The 17,704-nt window shown below is 49.4% G+C and carries 14 protein-coding genes, 1 tRNA gene and 3 pseudogenes; 7 read left to right on the top strand and 11 right to left on the bottom strand.

The genetic code is table 11. The annotated features are described in order from the left end of the window. Positions 1–9 precede the first annotated feature (9 nt). The 7 genes from H9644_RS07225 to H9644_RS07195 all read right to left on the bottom strand — a co-directional run bounded on the left by H9644_RS07225 (position 10) and on the right by H9644_RS07195 (position 8,229). Positions 10–2,037: a capsular polysaccharide biosynthesis protein gene (locus tag H9644_RS07225; RefSeq protein ID WP_191773921.1), complete on the bottom strand. Its 2,028-nt coding sequence runs from the start codon at positions 2,035–2,037 to the stop codon at positions 10–12. Then, positions 2,034–2,774, bottom strand: a complete 741-nt coding sequence (gene kdsB / locus H9644_RS07220) for a 3-deoxy-manno-octulosonate cytidylyltransferase (protein WP_191773920.1) — start codon at positions 2,772–2,774, stop codon at positions 2,034–2,036. The genes H9644_RS07225 and kdsB overlap by 4 nt, the downstream gene beginning before the upstream one ends. A gap of 9 nt (positions 2,775–2,783) precedes the next feature. After that, positions 2,784–4,460 (bottom strand): polysaccharide biosynthesis/export family protein, encoded by a 1,677-nt coding sequence (locus H9644_RS07215; protein WP_010348153.1) that lies wholly within the window; start codon positions 4,458–4,460, stop codon positions 2,784–2,786. 23 nt (positions 4,461–4,483) lie between these two features. After that, positions 4,484–5,632 carry a capsule polysaccharide export inner-membrane protein kpsE gene (locus tag H9644_RS07210; RefSeq protein WP_000905918.1) on the bottom strand — a complete coding sequence of 383 codons (1,149 nt, stop codon included), beginning with the start codon at positions 5,630–5,632 and terminating at the stop codon, positions 4,484–4,486. A 71-nt stretch (positions 5,633–5,703) separates the two neighbouring features. Beyond that, a complete protein-coding gene (locus tag H9644_RS07205) occupies positions 5,704–6,687 on the bottom strand; it encodes a KpsF/GutQ family sugar-phosphate isomerase (RefSeq protein ID WP_191773919.1) in 984 nt (327 codons plus the stop codon). Positions 6,688–7,405: 718 nt separating this feature from the next. After that, complete coding sequence (locus tag H9644_RS07200) at positions 7,406–7,741, bottom strand: lysozyme inhibitor LprI family protein (RefSeq protein WP_064529703.1); 336 nt, start codon at positions 7,739–7,741, stop codon at positions 7,406–7,408. After that, a complete protein-coding gene (locus tag H9644_RS07195) occupies positions 7,738–8,229 on the bottom strand; it encodes a hypothetical protein (protein WP_191773918.1) in 492 nt (163 codons plus the stop codon). Before H9644_RS07195 ends, H9644_RS07200 begins: the two co-directional genes overlap by 4 nt. 643 nt (positions 8,230–8,872) lie before the next feature. Here H9644_RS07195 and tssB point away from each other — a divergent pair. From tssB to H9644_RS07170, 5 genes and pseudogenes are all read left to right on the top strand, one after another. After that, positions 8,873–9,370, top strand: a complete 498-nt coding sequence (gene tssB, locus H9644_RS07190; RefSeq protein ID WP_064529705.1) for a type VI secretion system contractile sheath small subunit — start codon at positions 8,873–8,875, stop codon at positions 9,368–9,370. Between the two features lie 24 nt (positions 9,371–9,394). Continuing rightward, positions 9,395–9,559, top strand: a pseudogene (locus H9644_RS07185) (type VI secretion system contractile sheath large subunit); the annotation flags it as partial. Continuing rightward, positions 9,556–10,017 (top strand): annotated as a pseudogene (locus H9644_RS07180) (type VI secretion system ATPase TssH); the annotation flags it as partial. The pseudogenes H9644_RS07185 and H9644_RS07180, both read left to right, overlap by 4 nt. Positions 10,018–10,026: 9 nt before the next feature. Next, positions 10,027–10,266, top strand: coding sequence for a hypothetical protein (locus tag H9644_RS07175; RefSeq protein WP_064529707.1), 240 nt, complete (start codon positions 10,027–10,029; stop codon positions 10,264–10,266). A 105-nt stretch (positions 10,267–10,371) separates the two neighbouring features. Continuing rightward, positions 10,372–11,478: pseudogene (locus H9644_RS07170) on the top strand (VasL domain-containing protein); the annotation flags it as partial. Positions 11,479–11,677: 199 nt separating this feature from the next. Here H9644_RS07170 and H9644_RS07165 read toward each other — a convergent pair. After that, positions 11,678–11,753 (bottom strand) — tRNA-Phe (locus H9644_RS07165). 105 nt (positions 11,754–11,858) lie between these two features. After that, positions 11,859–12,566 (bottom strand): DUF554 domain-containing protein, encoded by a 708-nt coding sequence (locus H9644_RS07160; RefSeq protein ID WP_064529708.1) that lies wholly within the window; start codon positions 12,564–12,566, stop codon positions 11,859–11,861. Positions 12,567–12,604: 38 nt separating this feature from the next. Here H9644_RS07160 and H9644_RS22045 point away from each other — a divergent pair, with 38 nt between their 5' ends. Then, on the top strand, positions 12,605–12,805 hold the full coding sequence (locus tag H9644_RS22045; RefSeq protein ID WP_449757718.1) for a hypothetical protein: 201 nt from the start codon (positions 12,605–12,607) through the stop codon (positions 12,803–12,805). A 162-nt stretch (positions 12,806–12,967) separates the two neighbouring features. After that, on the top strand, positions 12,968–15,103 hold the full coding sequence (gene speC / locus H9644_RS07155) for an ornithine decarboxylase (RefSeq protein WP_191773917.1): 2,136 nt from the start codon (positions 12,968–12,970) through the stop codon (positions 15,101–15,103). A gap of 48 nt (positions 15,104–15,151) precedes the next feature. On the opposite strand, the gene nupG is transcribed toward speC, so the two are convergent. Continuing rightward, positions 15,152–16,408 (bottom strand): nucleoside permease NupG, encoded by a 1,257-nt coding sequence (nupG, locus tag H9644_RS07150; protein WP_064529710.1) that lies wholly within the window; start codon positions 16,406–16,408, stop codon positions 15,152–15,154. A 199-nt stretch (positions 16,409–16,607) separates the two neighbouring features. Beyond that, positions 16,608–17,687: a membrane-bound lytic murein transglycosylase MltC gene (mltC, locus tag H9644_RS07145; protein ID WP_130208053.1), complete on the bottom strand. Its 1,080-nt coding sequence runs from the start codon at positions 17,685–17,687 to the stop codon at positions 16,608–16,610. Between the last annotated feature and the right edge of the window lie 17 nt (positions 17,688–17,704).

The following is a 17,704-nucleotide window of genomic DNA, read 5'->3' as shown; positions in this document are numbered from 1 at the left end:
TGAAATTGTTTAGCCGAATCTGACTTTGCAGAACATAATTAATTTGCGGTAATAGCGTATTACTCGCCCCGCTTTTTTTCGGGTAATAAACATCGGCTTGCGCGGTGTCTGAATCAAATATTCCGCAGCTTCCTCAACCGTAATAGGTTGTAGCCGTGTTGGGTGAATGTATGTTGGGTAAACAATCAACGCCTGATAGATCAAGTCTGCTAACGTTAATTCTCGCTCGCGGCGAGGGCAGTGATGTTCATCAATGGTTAAACCCCAACCGGCATAGAAGGGCAGGCCGTAACAATGAACTTGCTTGCCATGTAATAACGCTTCAAACCCCGACAGCGACGTCATGGTATGCACTTCATCTGCGCGCTGAATGCATTGAATAATATCTGCGTCCAGTGCCTGATAATCGGCAAGTTCAGCAATCATTTCTGCCGGGATATCGCCCTTGCGATTTCCCACCAGTACATCCGGGTGCGGTTTATAAATGATGTAGGCGTGCGGGTTACGTTCACGTACGGTGCACAATAACTCAAGGTTGCTCTTAATCGAGACGGAGCCTGTTTTAATAGAGGCATCGTCCTCTACCTGCCCCGGCACCAGGATAACTTTTTTACCTTTGGCTTCGGCTGGCAGAGAGAAATCGGCTCCCAGGTTGTATTTGCTCAGTTTGCTTTCAACCAGTCGCTGGCGTAATTTTTCAGCTCGCATCTGCTGTGTCAGCGTTAGCTGGCTATGATTAAGCAGCTCCTCCAGGTCGCTGGGGCGCGTGGCGTCATAGTAAATCCCGCGTTTATCCAGTACCAACGATAGCGGCGGCAACAGGTCAGAGCCAAGTCCGGATGAACGCAGAAAACCATCTTCCATTCGCCATAACGGCAGTGATTTTCGCTGCGCTTCGGCCTGCCATTGCTGCTCTCCCTTTACACCCCATACCACGCAAGCGGTGGCCGCAGTACAGCGACGTGAATAACTCAGTCTGTTTGTCGCCGTTCGCAGAAAAGGTTTCAGGATCGCCGACTTCCACAGCGTTAAGCCCGGCGCCCATAAATAGCCATTACGCTGTTGCTGATGGTGGCGCTGTAATTGTAGCCATTGCAGCACGGTAAACAGATCGCTCGCGGCCCCCGTTTGCGGGTCGATATAGCGACAGTAACGCAGGTATGCTGCGGCAAAAAGTTCTTCCCGCGTGGCAGAACCGCGTCGGGCAGATAACAAAGCGGATTGTGGATGACGATCGTCGGTTAAGCCCCAGCCTGCATACCAGGGCTGACCGAAACATGTCACTGATTTTCCTGCCAGCAAGGCTTCAAAGCCGTACTGGGAGGTCACGACGTAAACCCGGGAAACGTGCCGCAACAGCGATTGCGGGCTGACATTCTCGGCAATCAAACGTACTCGTTGCGTGGCGCGCAGGTCAGCGAAATAACCTGTTTTCTTTCCTTCCAGTACATCCGGATGCACCTTCACCCAAATTTCGGCTTGAGGATTTTCCGCCATTGCGGCTTCCAGCATGGCGGTAAACTCATGCGGGCCAGCATTGCCATACGTCACGGACATATCATTAAATGTCTGATCGACAACCAGAACGATGTCTGCACGTTCCGGCTCATCAGCCACAAACGCAGGCGCCAGGTTATATTTCGACAAATCCCCGGTCACGATGGTGTGCATCGCTTCTCTGGCCTGATCTGCCAATGCCGCATTTCCGGCTTTATCCTGTACCAGTTTCTCCAGCGCTGAAGGCTTGCTGGCATCGTAGTAAATGCCGCAATCGTCCACCACCAGGGAGAGCGGTGGCACACCATTAACGCCAAGATCCAGCGAGCGCACAAATCCATCTTCCAGACGAATGATGGGTTTTCCCGCTGCTTTGGCGATGGTGACTGGTTTCGCCGCGCTGGGGCGATGTCCCCACACGGCGATAGCATCGACGTTTCGCGGAACAGGGCGCAGCAGAGAAAGTTTCTGGCACGGCTGCGCCAGAAATTTCTCCAGATGCGGAATACGCCAGATGCCAGGCGAGTAAATGCCAATCATGCGTTTTCAGCCAGTTCCTGTGCCATCAGGGCGCGCACTTTTTCAAGGCATGCCGGGGTGTCGACGCCCGGCCCGGTTGCGGCAACCTCAAATGTGCGAATGTTGATCCCCGCGTTCATCAACCGTAGCTGCTCCAGTGACTCCGCCTGCTCCGGCATGGACTCCGGTAACTGACTGTAGTTTTGCAGCACATCGCGACGATAAGCGTAAATACCAACGTGTTTCAGGTAGCGCGCTTTTTCAGCATTGCGCGGATAGGGAATCGGCGAACGGCTGAAATAAAGTGCATCATGGCGGGTATTTACCACCACTTTTACCGTGCTTGGCTCTGTCGCTTCTTCGGCAGAAATCGCGTGGCATAGCGTTGCCACTGGCAATGCGGGATCATCACGCATTCCTTGTAGCAACGTTTCTACATCCCGCGGGCGAATCATTGGTTCATCGCCCTGCAGGTTAATGTAGATATCTGCTTCCACCGTATGCATCACCTCGACCAGCCGATCGGTGCCGGAGTCATGATCGTTGCGCGTCATGATGGCTTTCCCGCCGAACGCCTGCACGGCCTGTTCAACGCGCGGGTCGTCTGTTGCCACCCAAACTTCCGCAACGCCCGCCACCTGTAACGCACGCTCGTAAACATGCTGGATCATCGGTTTACCAACAATATCGAGCAGTGGCTTACCCGGCAGGCGCGAGGAGCCATAGCGAGCCGGAATGACAATAACTGCTTTGCTCATCTCAACTCCTTACAAAGACAGAATCACTTTTGCACCCACCGCCAGCTGATAGAGGATGGTGGAAATACCACGGGTAACTTCAATGTTTTTCGATTCATATTTCGGCAGAACCATAATTTCATCGCCCGGCTTGAGTGAATCCACATCTTCCGCGTTGACCGCAGCACCGTTCTGACGAATGACGATAATTCTGGCGTTACCCGATTTCTGCGTCAGGCCACCGCATTTCTCGATGTAATCCTCGGTGGTCATACCCTTCTGCCAACTCACCGCGTTCGGGAACAGCACCTCGCCGTGAACCATAACCAGCGACGTTTTCTCCGGAATATTGATGACGTCGCCATCTTCCAGCAGAACAGAATCAATATTGGACTCGTTGAGGATCACTTCACCTTTCGGAACCACGGTGCGTGCTTTCGCCACAAAGCGGCTGATCAGTTGTGCTTCCTGCATACGCAGGCTGGCTTCTTCTTTGGTGGAGGACTGGGCAGAAAGTGACGCTTCCTCCAGCTTTTGCAGCGAGAGATTCAGCATCTCTTTCTGCCGCTGGGCCACTGATGGGCGATAAAGCTGAACCGCGTTCATCTGCGACATGCTGTTCGGACGGACTTTTTCCAGAACCGCACGCATGGTGGAGCCATAAGGCAGCACCATGGCATGTTCACCGGAGTGCGCGCCTTCAACCCGCACCTGAATGGTGCCGGCATAGCGGTCAGTGCTGACGATTAAGGTATCGCCGTTCTGCAACATACGGCCTGGCGCAGAGCTTATCGGGTAATATTCGCTACGTTTTTGCAGCCCCTGTTTACGCATAATCGTAATGTGCGTCGCACCAGGCTTAGGGCGCGCCCAGCTCAACGCTTCTGTTACAGGAATGCTGCTTTCGCGGAACTCAAAGTCGTAGCTGTTAAAGACATCGCCCTGAACGCTGAAAGTATGCTGACGCGGCCCAACGATGATGGTGTCACCATCGGCGAACTGCGAAAGCCCCAGTTTACCGTTCAGCAGGAAGTCATACAGGTTGACGTTGGAGCGCACGCGGTTGCCGCGCTTGACCACAATATCAACGTAACTTCCGCGCTCTGGATCAACGCCGCCAGCCTTGATCAGATAATTGAGTAACGAATCAGACGTCACACCGCCATACAGACCTGGATTACGCACAAAGCCGGTCACGTACACTTTTACTGGCTGCGCCTGTAATAAGGAGGCGTAGACGTTGACGTTGGACTGGTACACTTCCTTCACTTTGGATGTGACCAGAGTGTTCAACTGACTATTGCTTACCCCGGCAACTTTCACCGGACCGACGTTCGGCAGGAAAATATTACCTTTGGGATCAATCTGTAACGCACCATCAAAGGTGAACGCCCCCCACAAGCGAACCTGAATGCTATCGCCCGGGTTCAGAATATAGTCAGGGTTGAATCCTACCGTCGCACCGCTATCCGCGCTGGTGCCATTAAATAGTTGGGCACCAAACATACGGCTCATCACCACCGGCGGCGCTGGCGGTGGGGTATTGTCGAAGCCGCTCATGTTTTGCGTATCCGACTTTTGTCCGCTCAGAATACCGGGCAGTGGCGCTGCTCCTGTCAGGTTTGGGTCAGCGTTAATATCAATGGCCGCGCTGGCCTGCGCCGCGTGACAGGCGGCAATCAGTAAAATTGATTTAAATAATTTCATCACAAACTCATTCAGCGACAGCGTTAATCTCGGTGATCTTCAATAACAGCCAGCAACAGTTTCAGGGTGCCGAACAGCAGGCAGCACACCAGTAACCAACAGGCGATCAAATAAGGGATGTTTGGAAAAGATGATTCCTGCGGCAACTGTGGCGAACTGATCACAGACAGCACCTTGAGCTTACGAGCCGCTTCTACACGGGTCTTTTCAATGGAGGTCAGGGTCAGTTTGTAGAGTTCGCTGTTGAACTCTACTTTTGATTTGATTTCTTCAAAATCCACCGCCATACGGTTTAATTTGTCACCTTGTGGCGCCGTGATTTTGCTTTTTTCTTCGTCGATTTGTGCCTGCAATGACTGAATCGCATTACGCGCACTTACCACTTGTGGCGCGTCTTCACGCAGATACGTCAGTAAGTTACGCAGGTCTGCTTCCATCTGGATCTTCTGACCCATCAGCGTATTGACTAACGTGCTCGCCGCCTCTGCCTGTGCCTGTGGATCCAGGACGTTGTTGCTATCCTGATAAGAGAGCAGCTCCGCTTTGCTGGCATCCAGACGCTGGCGTGCTTTTTCCATCTCGCTTTCTGCAAAGGCAAGCTGGTCACGCGCAATGCGATGTGACATCTCATTGATGAAGCGCTCTGACTCTTTCAGCACGGTCTGGTTAAACTTAAGCGCAAACTCCGGGCTAAAGCCCTGCGTCTGAATATTCAGCAATCCGGTTTTATCGTCATACGAAACGTTGATACGGTCCTTGTAGTACTTCAGGAAACCTTCTGCAGTTTCATCCTTGCTAAGATGATTAAGAAAATCGAGCCCGCTGTGGCTAAACGCTTCGCGAAAATTCAGTTGCTTATCTAACGCCGCCAGCATATCTGGAGAGTTGATGTACTCTTTCAGATACAGCGCATCTTCTGCGGAACTGGGGTTAGAGGCACCCAACAGCAGACCAAAATTTAAGCTGCCGCTGTTTAAATCATCTGAGCGTTTAATGGCAACTTTCGATTCGCTCATATAGCGAGGCTGGCTGAAGATAGCCAGATAGATCAGCAGCACTGCCATCGGTGCCAGAATGATGATTTTCGCCAGGTGTTTTTGGATATCTGCCAGGGAGATGGCAGACAAACGAGCACGCATCCAGGATACGGCAGACTTCACTTTTATCAACATGTAACGATTATCAGAGTTTCAGTGGGGCGCAAATTCAATGAGAGAGTTAACTCTCGCGCCCTGTTGCTTAATTAGTCGAAAATGCGCACAAGGCCAGTGACTTTGTTCGCCTTGTTGGTCACCAATAACGTCGAGACGCGGTGTTTTTGCATCTTTTCTTCCGCTTCGATGATCATGGTGTCTTCTGGTAACGTCAGCGGTTCACGCGTCATCATCTGCGCCGCCGTGGCGGATGTCAGAGAATCCTCTTTTTCCATAAAGCGACGCAGGTCACCGTCGGTGATAATGCCCGCCAGCTCGCCTTCTGCGTCTTCTACCATCACCATTCCCTGACAACCGCTGGTGATACGTTGAATCACGGTTTTAAATGGCGCATCCAGGTGAACCGAAGGGACATCATGCTGCATGACATCCGCAACGCGGGTCAGCAGGCGACGACCTAATGAACCGCCCGGGTGATAGCGCGCAAAATCATTCGGCATAAATTTGCGTTGGTGGATCATGGCAATCGCCAATGCATCGCCGATCGCCATGGTCAGCGTGGTCGACGTTGTTGGTGCAAGATTATTCGGGCAGGTTTCATTCGCCATGTGAAGTTCCAGCACGGCATCAGCATTTTTCGCCAGGGTAGAATTCCCATTATTGGTAATGGCGATAATCCGGTTGCCGAAATTCTTCAGTGACGGGACAAGCTTGAGGATTTCATCTGTTTCACCGCTGGCGGAAATAAGGATCAGAAGATCGTAGGGCGTAATCATGCCCAGATCGCCATGGAAAGCTTCTGCGGGATGAATAAAGAAACTCGGCGTACCTGTAGAGGCCAGCGTGGCAGACATTTTTCGACCAACATGCCCGGATTTACCCATCCCCGAAAGAATAACGTGTCCTTTACAATTAATGATCAATTCAAGAGCACGCTGGTACTGAGCGGAATCCAACTGTTTGGACAAGTTTTGTAATGCGGCACCTTGTTCTGCCAGAGTCTGGCAAATCGAAGTAATTAAATATGGATCGATAGTACTGCTCTGGTCATCAGGTAAATGTCTTTCAGACATATCAACTCCTTTGCTCGGAAATAATGCCATAGTCACAACAAACCCGAACCCACAATAAATTATTGATATTAAATCAATTAGTTATAACGAAGTCTTTTAATGAATATAAAACCATGGTCAGCCCATGCGCTTATGTAGGGCTTATCACCTTCTTATTAAGTCGCAATGTCTCGTGGAAGTGCGAAGATGCTGCAATATTACAGGCGAGAAGGGGGAACCAAATTTTGCCCACCTATTTAACACACCCCTACATTATGAACAAGGAATTTAGGATTTTTATCAATCCTTAAAATGTTTCGCGATTAACTATTGAGTCGAAAAACAATTTAGCGATTGATTGTTTGCTTGTAAAAAAAGAACGTATGTCACTGTTATCAATAAATAAAACACGTCAGTAATGGCGATGATATTTAGTGATTAACTATTTAAGTTGGACATAATAAACATGTTGACAATCCCCTGGTAAAGCAGAAGAAAATAATAAAATTCTTGCGGTGAATATTGATCAATATGATAGTTTTGCGCTTGACTATTTATGGCGATAAATATGTTTTTAAATCCAGGTCACATTTATCACTGCGTATATTTTCTATGGAAACTATTTTTAAATTAAAAAATAATGGCGGGGATTATCACGCGTTAACCAATGGCTGCGCGCACTGGTAAGGAAGTGCCTCACATTAAGGCACTTCCGACAACCAACGAGGCCACTTTAGATTCAGAGTGGTTTGTTAATCGCGTCATAAAGATGGTTCAAGGTTGTTAAGCGCTTTCTGTATATTTCTCTCAGGCAGGGTTTGTCACTGCCACAATGGCGTCGTTCAGCCAGCCACTGTGCCTGTGATTCTTTTAGTTCCCCGGCGGCACCCATTGCGTAAAGTCCATGGAGAAATTTGTATTTAACGCTCATCTCCACATCCATGTCATTCAGGGTACGCGATGCACAAATCGCTTTTTCATCCGCACTGCGGGACTGGCGATAGTCAAAACTGGCTGCCGTGACAGAGAAAACAGGCAACGTAATGATGAGAAATGCCGTAAGTATATTTTTCACTGGCTGACTCCTTCAGATCGAATAACTGGCCCTGGAGCCATGGTCAGGACTCTGTTTCTCGTCAACCTGAATCCTGTTGCTTCCCCGGTTTTTACTGACAGTTCACATTCGAAGTGAAACGTCGTCCAGTTAATACCCCTACGGTACTGGCCATTGCCTGTCAGTAGTGCAGGTGAAAGCAGCCTCTGCATATTATGTTTTCCCTGATCGAAAATAACCTTATCTACGTCGGGGTACTGCTTCTGCAGCTCTTTTAGTGCGAGCGGTCGGCAAATAAATTCGGCTACGCGTTGAGCTTCAGTCCAGTTGGTATCGACAAAATTACGGTCATTCTTCCCTTTTACCTCACGATTGATAACACTATTCAGATGTTCTACCTGGACAGAATTCAATGCGACGTTCGTTGCAAATGCAAATCCGGTATACATACAGGATATCGCAGTAATAACAACCAAATACTTACTAATCCGAAATACTCCATTACGCATAAGTACCTACTTTTACTGTGCAATTACAATGTCTATTTGAATATATGTGGTGAAAATAAATAATATGCTGCGCTGCGTCAATGTTTATGCGTAATCAAAGTATTCCTGAAGCAGTTTGCGGATGCAAAAAATGTAAAATTCCGATTTCCTGAAATAAAAGTACTAATAAATAAACTTTCTTTCTACGGTCTTTAACCTAATAGAAACTGGTTTGACTTTGAGCTGGGGGGCGAAAAGAGGAAATGCCAGAGAACGGTGAATATTCACGGTTTACTATAGTGATGGATTTTATATACAAACGAATTACTTTGATATTACATCGCAAAAACATTCAGGGCTGCTGCATGAGTATCATGAGGAGCGTTGTTATCTAATAAATAGGCATTTCGCACTTTGTACAATCTGGATTAGGGTATAAAAATAATTTAGTTACGTAATGAAAATATAATTAAGAACATATATAAATGCGTTTTTAATTAGTTGATATGTATGGGATTATTCTTGTTGTTTGATAGCTTTCTTACTGTTTTTTAAATTCAATTTATTGATCTGTATTGTTTTTTTTGAACTTAATATTAGCCTAGTATTCGGTTAGGGAAATATTGTTGTTAATTTGACTTTAACTGAATTACGTGAGGGAAATATGAGTGACAGCTTCCAGCGGGAGATCCCGAAGGCCCGTATTAATCTAAAATTAGATTTGCATACAGGGGGCGCAAGCAAAAAAATGGAATTACCCCTTAAGTTACTTATTACGGGTGATTTCAGTAATGGTCAGGAATCCGCGCCATTATCAGAGCGTAAAAAGGTTAATCTTAACAAAAATAACTTTGATGCAGTCCTTTTTGATTATTCCCCAAAAGTAAATCTTATCGTTAAAAATACACTTGCTGATGACGATAGCGAAGACAGCATCAACCTGACATTCCGCAGTATAAAGGATTTCTCCCCGGAACAAGTCTCCCGGCAAATACCGCAGCTGAAGGCCATGCTTTCCATGCGTAATTTACTTCGTGATTTAAAAGCAAATCTTCTGGATAACCAGGCTTTCCGCAAAGAACTGGAAAATATTCTGCTGGACCCGGCATTAAGCGCAGAACTCAGAGCCGAACTCTCAGCCCTGGCACCAAAACAGCCATAACGATTTAACGGATTAATAAGGAATATGTTGATGTCTGTAAATAATGAGAATGCCACTGGTGGCGAGAGTGTGGTCCTTGAACGTCCTGTTGCAAGTGGAGTTTATGCGTCTCTGTTTGAAAAAGTTAATCTGAGTCCAGTATCAGAGTTGAGTGCACAGGATATCTGGCAGGATGCACAGGCGATGTCCTGATGACATCCAACCTCGGTAGCGACCACCTGATGCAGTTGCTGAACGAACAGCCGGAAGCCACCGAGGCCGACCTGCACGAACTGCTGCGCCCGATACTGCGCGACCACTTCCAGCCTGCGCTGCTCGCCCGTTTCCAGACCGTGATTTACCGTCCGCTGGTGGAAGCAGCGATGCACACAATTGTGGAGATGAAACTCTCCCAGGTCAGCAAGCGCTTACATCGTCACTATGGTCTGACTACGCAGATTGATGAAAGCCTGTTCGACGCGCTGACCGCTGCCTGCCTGCTACCGGACACCAGGGCGCGTAATGTTGACAGCCTACTCAACCAACAAATTCTGCCGATGCTGAGTCAGCAATTGCTGGTTCATATGGCGGCGAAAAAGAAACCACACTCCCTGGTGCTCTGCTGGAATGATGAAGAAGGGATTGTGCTGGAGTTTAAATATGACTGAAGGAACCTTATGAGTCTGACAGATACGCTGAAGAACGCGTTGTCTGCATTAACTGAAGGCGGGCTGAACCGCTACCGTCTGGACATTCCGTCCTGCGGTGCATTGCTGGATGTGGAGACATTCAGCGGTAAAGCGTTGTTGAAACTGCGAAACTTCCGTCTGCCAGATTCCATCTTCAGCACGGCGAAAGTGGCAGTGACAGACCCGGTCGCCAGCACAAACAGTGATGCAGCTGAGGTTAATTTATGAGCACGTTAAATGCCCAGGTTAGCGCTTGTCAGACAGAGCCGACAACACGCCTTGATGCTAGCCGTGAACGTGTGGCGCAGTGGAGCAATTGGCTGCAGCCGTTAGCCTGTCCATATTAGGATTGAGATCCTCAGTAATCTGAGCCTGCGTTTGCAACAACGGATGCGCTCACTCCCGCTGAAATACAGCGACCTTAGCCAACTGTATCGAGCAGAGCAGCTGCTTACCCGTTTGGGGATGGTTTTACAGCGCCTGGAGCTCAGACATCTTAGTCAGCTGGATACATTGCGTACCCTGATGCATAACAACGCTGTCAGGCTGGAGAACAGCGATGACACAATCTGCACAGGGGCGACAATTCAGTCGGGTATCGTTTCGCATGATCCGGTCATGAATGACGTGGGTATAACAACAGCTTCCCATACTGGTCGTTCGTTTGAAGATATCCGGGCGCCAGACAGTGCAGTGCAGTGGGTATATGTTACGCAGCCGAACGTGGAGGTACTGCCGGCAATACCTGCGCCAGTAAAAAAATGGAAATCTTTTGTCGGCGGGATGTGTACCATGCTGGTGATAGGTGCAGCAACGGTATGGGCCTGGCAGTTTTTTCATCGCCTGGACCCGTTACAAACCCAGTTTACTGCCTCTCTGGCACCGTTACCCGCAGTACTCACGCCTGAACAATTGGATCTATTGCGTCAGCAATCTCCGTTGCCACAAACTTTAATTACGCAAACACTGCAGCAGCTTACGTTTCTGGACAAGCTACCGCCGGACTGGCTCATAACCCGGGAAAGGCAGCTTGTCGAACAGGCCCAGGCGATATGGCCGGAGCGCGCAAAGCCCCTGATACAGCAGTGGCAGCAACAATTTAATATTGCTGCATTGCCAACAGGAAATTTGAATGGCTGGCATCAGGGAATGGTTACTCTACAGAAACTGAGTGAACGACTGAACGGGCTGGATGAGCATAAGGGGAAATACATGACGGTCAGTGAGCTGAAGTCAGTGGTGTTTTCAACGATGCAGTTTTTTAATCAATCCATTCCGGCTGAAGAGCAGCTGCGGATACTGGAACAGTCGTCGGCAGGACAACCGCTTCCTCCTGCCGCAGGGGCTGAGGCAGAGATGCACCTGAAACAGCTCATCACCAGATATGCCGACATTAGACAGAATGCTTTGAAGATAAAAGGCGCGAATGTTTATGAGTGACTTTGCCCTTTATCGGAATAACCATGCCTTCCGGGATTGGCGGCTGACTGAATATCACTATGAACGCTCGTAATAATCATTGAGCAATCTGATGCGCAAGGAATGCCGTGTACAACATCATCTGATCGGGGGAACTAAAAGAAATCTACTACAGGCAGAAAAAGAAAAAGCCCCGCTTTGCAGCGAGGCCTTATAAATTTGGTGCCCGGACTCGGAATCGAACCAAGGACACGGGGATTTTCAATCCCCTGCTCTACCGACTGAGCTATCCGGGCAACGGGGCGCATTAAACCTGATTCGCCTCGTCTCGTCAATCAAATTTCTTCAATTTACTGCAGACTGCACAATCTATCATCACTTTGCCGCTATTGCACATATTGTCAGGCAAACCAGGCGCTCCAGGCGGCGGAAAGAGGCATTGCCAGTAGCAGAGCGGGTAGCATGTTGACCACCGGAAACATTTTGATGCCGCAGATACGCAAGCCGGTTGCTAACAACAGTAATCCCCCGACGGCGCTGAAGTCAGCCATCATCGACGGTGTGGTCATGGGGAGTATCAGTGTGGCGCAACTGGCGAGGGCTAACTGGATGATCAATAACGGGATGCTTATTACCGATACCGCAATGCCAAGCGAGCAGGCGAAAATCATTGCAGTAAAGAAATCGAGAAACGACTTGGCGATTAAAATACTCGGATCGCCCGTCATCCCTTCGTTCATCGCGCCGAAAATACCCGTACCGCTGGCACAGAACAGAACAATGATCGCCACAAAATTCTGAATAAACGATTCATGCGCTGTGTTTTTATGTGAGGAGCGAAACAGACTTTGCGCTCGGCTTACTGCGTTATTGATTCCTTTCTCCAGCAAACACAACTCGCCAACCAATGCTCCCAGCAGTGTTGCTAATACCATGACGGGAAGGTTGGCGCATTTCACCACCAGTAAAATACCAATTCCCAGCGATGCCAGCCCAAAAATGGACGTCATCGAGACGCGGATCCGCTCCGGTAAGCGTTGGCTAAGTAGAGCGCCAAGTACGCCGCCAATGAGTACTGCACTTGCGTTGATAAAAGGACCGATGACCACAAGAGTTCCTGTTAACTGTATTATCAGATTTCTCTATTATGAACGTATTCGCCGTCAGATGGCTTGTCTGGTCGCAAAGTCCTGGCTTGCACACGCTGGTGAAAGGTGCAATGATTGCGCGAATTTTCTCCTTCCTGTACGGAGTTTGCCTGATGCACGCCGCCTCCTTACATCCTTTCGCTTATCGCCGTTTCGCGCGAAATGTCTCCTGTTCTGCGACGCTGCTTTTTATGCGGTGACGTTAACGCACGCTCACTGCAGGACAACAGTAAAATCAGAGCGTTTCTGCTTTTACTGATGTCTGGCGGTCGGAGCTGGTTACCAGTTTGACCCACATCTCATGGGGCAGGGTTTTCCACCTTGCCCGGTATTTTTATTTCCCCGAAACGGGTTTTGCGCTTATGAAATCAATGAGTATTGCCGCCAGTGGTGAACTGGTTTCCCGACTTTCTACCCATCGCCGCGTGGTGGCGCTGGAAGATACTGATTTTACGGACGTCGCGGCAGTCGTCATTACCGCTGCGGATAGTCGCAGTGGCATTCTTGCGTTACTTAAGCGCACCGGTTTTCATCTGCCGGTGTTTTTGTATTCCGAAGATGCTGTTGAACTACCCGCGGGTGTTACGGCGATTATCAACGGCAACGAGCAGCAGTGGCTGGAGCTGGAATCCGCAGCCTGTCAGTATGAAGAGAATTTGCTGCCGCCATTTTATGACACGCTGACCCAGTACGTTGAGATGGGCAATAGCACTTTCGCTTGTCCAGGGCATCAACATGGCGCGTTCTTTAAAAAGCATCCTGCAGGACGTCATTTTTACGATTTCTTTGGCGAGAATGTCTTTCGCGCCGATATGTGTAATGCCGATGTGAAACTGGGTGATTTGCTTATTCATGAAGGTTCCGCGAAGGATGCGCAGAAATTCGCAGCCAAAGTTTTTCATGCCGATAAAACCTATTTTGTCCTTAATGGCACCTCGGCGGCGAATAAGGTTGTGACAAATGCACTGTTAACGCGTGGCGATCTGGTGCTATTCGATCGTAACAATCATAAGTCGAATCATCACGGTGCGCTGATTCAGGCCGGGGCGACGCCGGTGTATCTGGAAGCCTCACGCAACCCATTCGGTTTTATCGGCGGGATTGATGCGCACTGTTTTAATGAAGAGTATCTGCGCCAGCAAGTTCGCGACGTTGCGCCAGAAAAAGCCGAACTGCCGCGCCCGTTCCGCCTGGCGATTATTCAGCTGGGAACCTATGACGGCACTATCTACAACGCCCGCCAGGTGATCGATACCATTGGGCATCTGTGTGATTACATTCTATTTGATTCTGCATGGGTCGGGTACGAGCAGTTTATCCCGATGATGGCAGATAGCTCGCCACTGCTGTTAGAACTTAATCAAAACGATCCGGGGATCTTTGTTACCCAGTCGGTGCATAAACAGCAGGTGGGATTCTCGCAGACGTCGCAGATCCATAAAAAAGATAACCATATTCGCGGGCAGGCGCGTTTTTGCCCGCATAAGCGGTTGAACAATGCCTTTATGCTACACGCCTCTACCAGCCCGTTTTACCCGCTGTTTGCTGCACTGGACGTGAATGCCAAAATCCATGAAGGAGAGAGCGGGCGTCGGCTGTGGGCAGAGTGTGTTGCGATGGGGATTGAAGCGCGGAAGGCGATTCTTGCGCGCTGTAAGCTGTTCCGCCCGTTTATTCCACCTGTTGTTGATGGCAAATTGTGGCAGGATTATCCGACATCAGTGTTGGCCAGTGACCGCCGTTTCTTCAGCTTTGAGCCAGGGGAGAAGTGGCACGGCTTTGAGGGATATGCCGCAGACCAGTATTTTGTTGATCCGTGCAAGCTGTTACTGACCACGCCGGGAATCGATGCCGAAACCGGCGAATATAGCGATTTTGGCGTTCCGGCGACGATTCTGGCGCATTATCTGCGTGAGAACGGCATTGTGCCGGAGAAGTGCGATCTCAACTCCATTCTGTTCTTATTAACTCCGGCGGAAAGTCATGAGAAGCTGGCGCAACTGGTGGCGATGCTGGCGCAGTTTGAACAGCATATTGAGGATGACTCGCCGCTGTCTGAGGTGCTGCCGAGTGTTTATAACAAATATCCGGTGCGCTATCGCGACTACACTCTGCGCCAGCTGTGTCAGGAGATGCATGATCTTTATGTCAGTTTTGACGTCAAAGACCTGCAAAAAGCGATGTTCCGCCAGCAGAGTTTCCCACCAGTGGTGATGAATCCCCAGGATGCGCATAACGCCTATATTCGTGGTGAAGTGGAGTTGGTGCGCATCCGTGATGCCGAAGGGCGAATTGCGGCGGAAGGCGCGCTGCCGTATCCACCTGGCGTGCTTTGCGTGGTGCCTGGAGAAATGTGGGGCGGAGCGGTCCAGCGTTATTTCCTCGCGCTTGAAGAAGGCGTGAATTTGCTGCCGGGGTTTTCGCCGGAGCTACAAGGTGTCTATAGCGAAACCGATGCGGATGGAATGAAACGGTTGTACGGTTATGTGTTGAAGTAAGAATAAAAAAACGGGGCACCTTCTGGCGCCCCGTTTTTCTTTGCGTAATTAGTGGCTAACAGTTTGTGTGCCGGCAGGGACACGAACGTGTTTGTATTTAAACATCGCCATGAACGCGAAGGCCAGAATCACGGAGTAACCTGCGAAAATCAGCCATACGGTCTGCCAGTCGGTAATGCCGTTTTGGGTGTACATCTCAACCACTTTACCGCTCACGATGCCGCCGAGGATACAGCCGAAGCCGTTGGTCATCATCAGGAACATCCCCTGCGCACTGGCGCGAATTGCCGGGCTAACTTCTTTTTCGACAAACACTGAACCAGAGATGTTGAAGAAGTCGAATGCGCAGCCGTAGACAATCATCGACAGCACCAGCAGTACGGTGCCGAACGGAGTCGGGTCGCCGTAAGCAAACAGCGCAAAACGCAGGATCCATGCCACGATACTGATCATCATTACATTCTTAATGCCGTAGCGGCTTAAGAAGAACGGGATGGTCAGAATGAACAGAGTTTCAGAGATCTGCGAAATCGACATGATGATTGACGCATGCTGCACGATGAAGCTGCTGGCAAACATCGGGTCTTTGTCAAAGCTGTGCAGGAAGGTATTACCGAACATGTTGGTAATCTGCAGTTCCGCACCCAGCAACATCGAGAAGATGAAGAAAATCGCCATACGCTTGTTTTTAAACAACGCGAAAGCATCAAGCCCCAGCAACGTCGTCCAGCTCTGATTCGCTTGCTGTTTAGCAACCGGAATATACGGCAGCGTAAAGGTAAACAGCACCAGAACGGCGGAAAGGGCTGCGCCAATATACAGCTGCATGTGGCTTAATTCGAAGCCAGACAGGCTCACCACCCACATCGCCATAATAAAGCCGATGGTGCCCCAAATACGGATTGGTGGGAAATCAGTCACAATATCCAGCCCGGCATTTTGCAGGCGATAGTAAGAGATAGTGTTGATTAACCCAAGCGTTGGCATATAGGCAAACGAGTTAATCAGGATAACGAGGAACATCGCCTCCGGCGTGGTGACTTGTGCCGCCATGAAGAGGGTGATTGCGCCGATGGTGTGACAAATAGCATACACCCATTTCGCACTTAACCATTTGTCGGCCACAATCCCCAGCAACGCAGGCATAAAGACCGCAGCAATACCCAGTGAGCTATAAACTGCGCCAATGGAAGCACCGTCGAACTTCAGGGTAACAAACATATATGAGCCGAGGGTCGTCAGCCAACTTCCCCACAGACAGAACTGCAGAAAAGAGAGGATTTTCAGCTGCAGCTTAAGATTCATGTTAATTTCCTCACATCATAATGCGGATGAGTGTTTTAAAAAGCACATTTGACCGTGCAAGATGATGCGATTCTATCAACTTCACTGACTGTTTTTTTGTTACCCGTGGCAAATAATTGCAAATAATCTCAATTTGCAGGGCAAAATTGTGATGTGTATAACACTTTGCCTCGGAGTATTGTCAGAGGCAAAGGTGAAATTATCGACGGCGGTAAGATTTTTGCGCCATGTTCACTTTATAAAGATAGCGGCGAGATTCCGCAGACGGATGGCGGGTCGTCAGCGTCTGATAAACATCGCCCGGCGTCATAGTATTTATAATAGCTGCAGCCTGAATTTTATCGTTCGAGAAGACGCGTAATACGCTGCCTGCACCACCGTTATAGGCGGTGATGACGGCATAACGTCGCGACGTTGGGTTATCAATGCCGCCGAGATAAACATTATTCAGCATCGCCAGATACGCGGTGCCAGTATCAATATTGCTGGCAGGATCAAACAAGAAACTGCGGCTCGGCGTGCCGGATTTCCCCTGCGAGCGGAACACATCTTTCCCGGCAGTGTGTTGTACCACCTGCATTAATCCCAGCGCATCGGAACGGCTGACCGCATACGGGTTAAAGGAGGATTCGGTCTGCATAATCGCCAGAATCAATGACTCATCGACGCCATATTTCCGTGATGCCTGGCGGACCATGCCGAGATATTTGTGCGCACGTTTATCAAGGTGATTCGGCACCATATTAATGGTGACGCTGTAGATGATACGCAGCCCGTTGCTGCGGCTTTTCAGACGGTTCTTCAGCAGATAATCTGCGAAGTTACTCGCACGACCTTCCCAGCGAATAGGCTGCCCGGTGTTGTCCACCACCTGACCGTAAAGGAAAGGTTCTTTCGAAATCGTAATATCATCAACGTCGGAATAGAGATCGACCGAACTCGGATCATCCCCCATCAATAACGTTTTGATTATTGCCCGGCGCAAGTGCGCAGCAGGTTCTGTCCCGGCGATGGTTTCGATAGTGATCGTACCGTCGTCAAAGTTGATGTGGCTGCGGGTTTGATATTGATCGGTGTATTTCACGTAGTCCTTAGGACCGGCGATCACCACCTCTTTGAATCCCCAAATGTTCTCAATATTGTGGGCAAACTGCCCCATCAGAATATCAAAACCGTTGGTATCTTTGACCCAGGCTTCGTTATAAGTATCGCCTTTTTTGGTCGTGGAACAGGAGATGAGCAACGGCGCAATCAAAGCCAGCGCGAGATATTTTTTCATCATTCCGGGTGCGTGTT

It is taken from the genome of Escherichia whittamii (genome assembly GCF_014836715.1).
Lineage (GTDB): Bacteria > Pseudomonadota > Gammaproteobacteria > Enterobacterales > Enterobacteriaceae > Escherichia > Escherichia whittamii.
The sequence above is the reverse complement of the archived record's forward strand: the minus strand, read 5'-3'. Positions and strand labels throughout refer to the sequence as shown.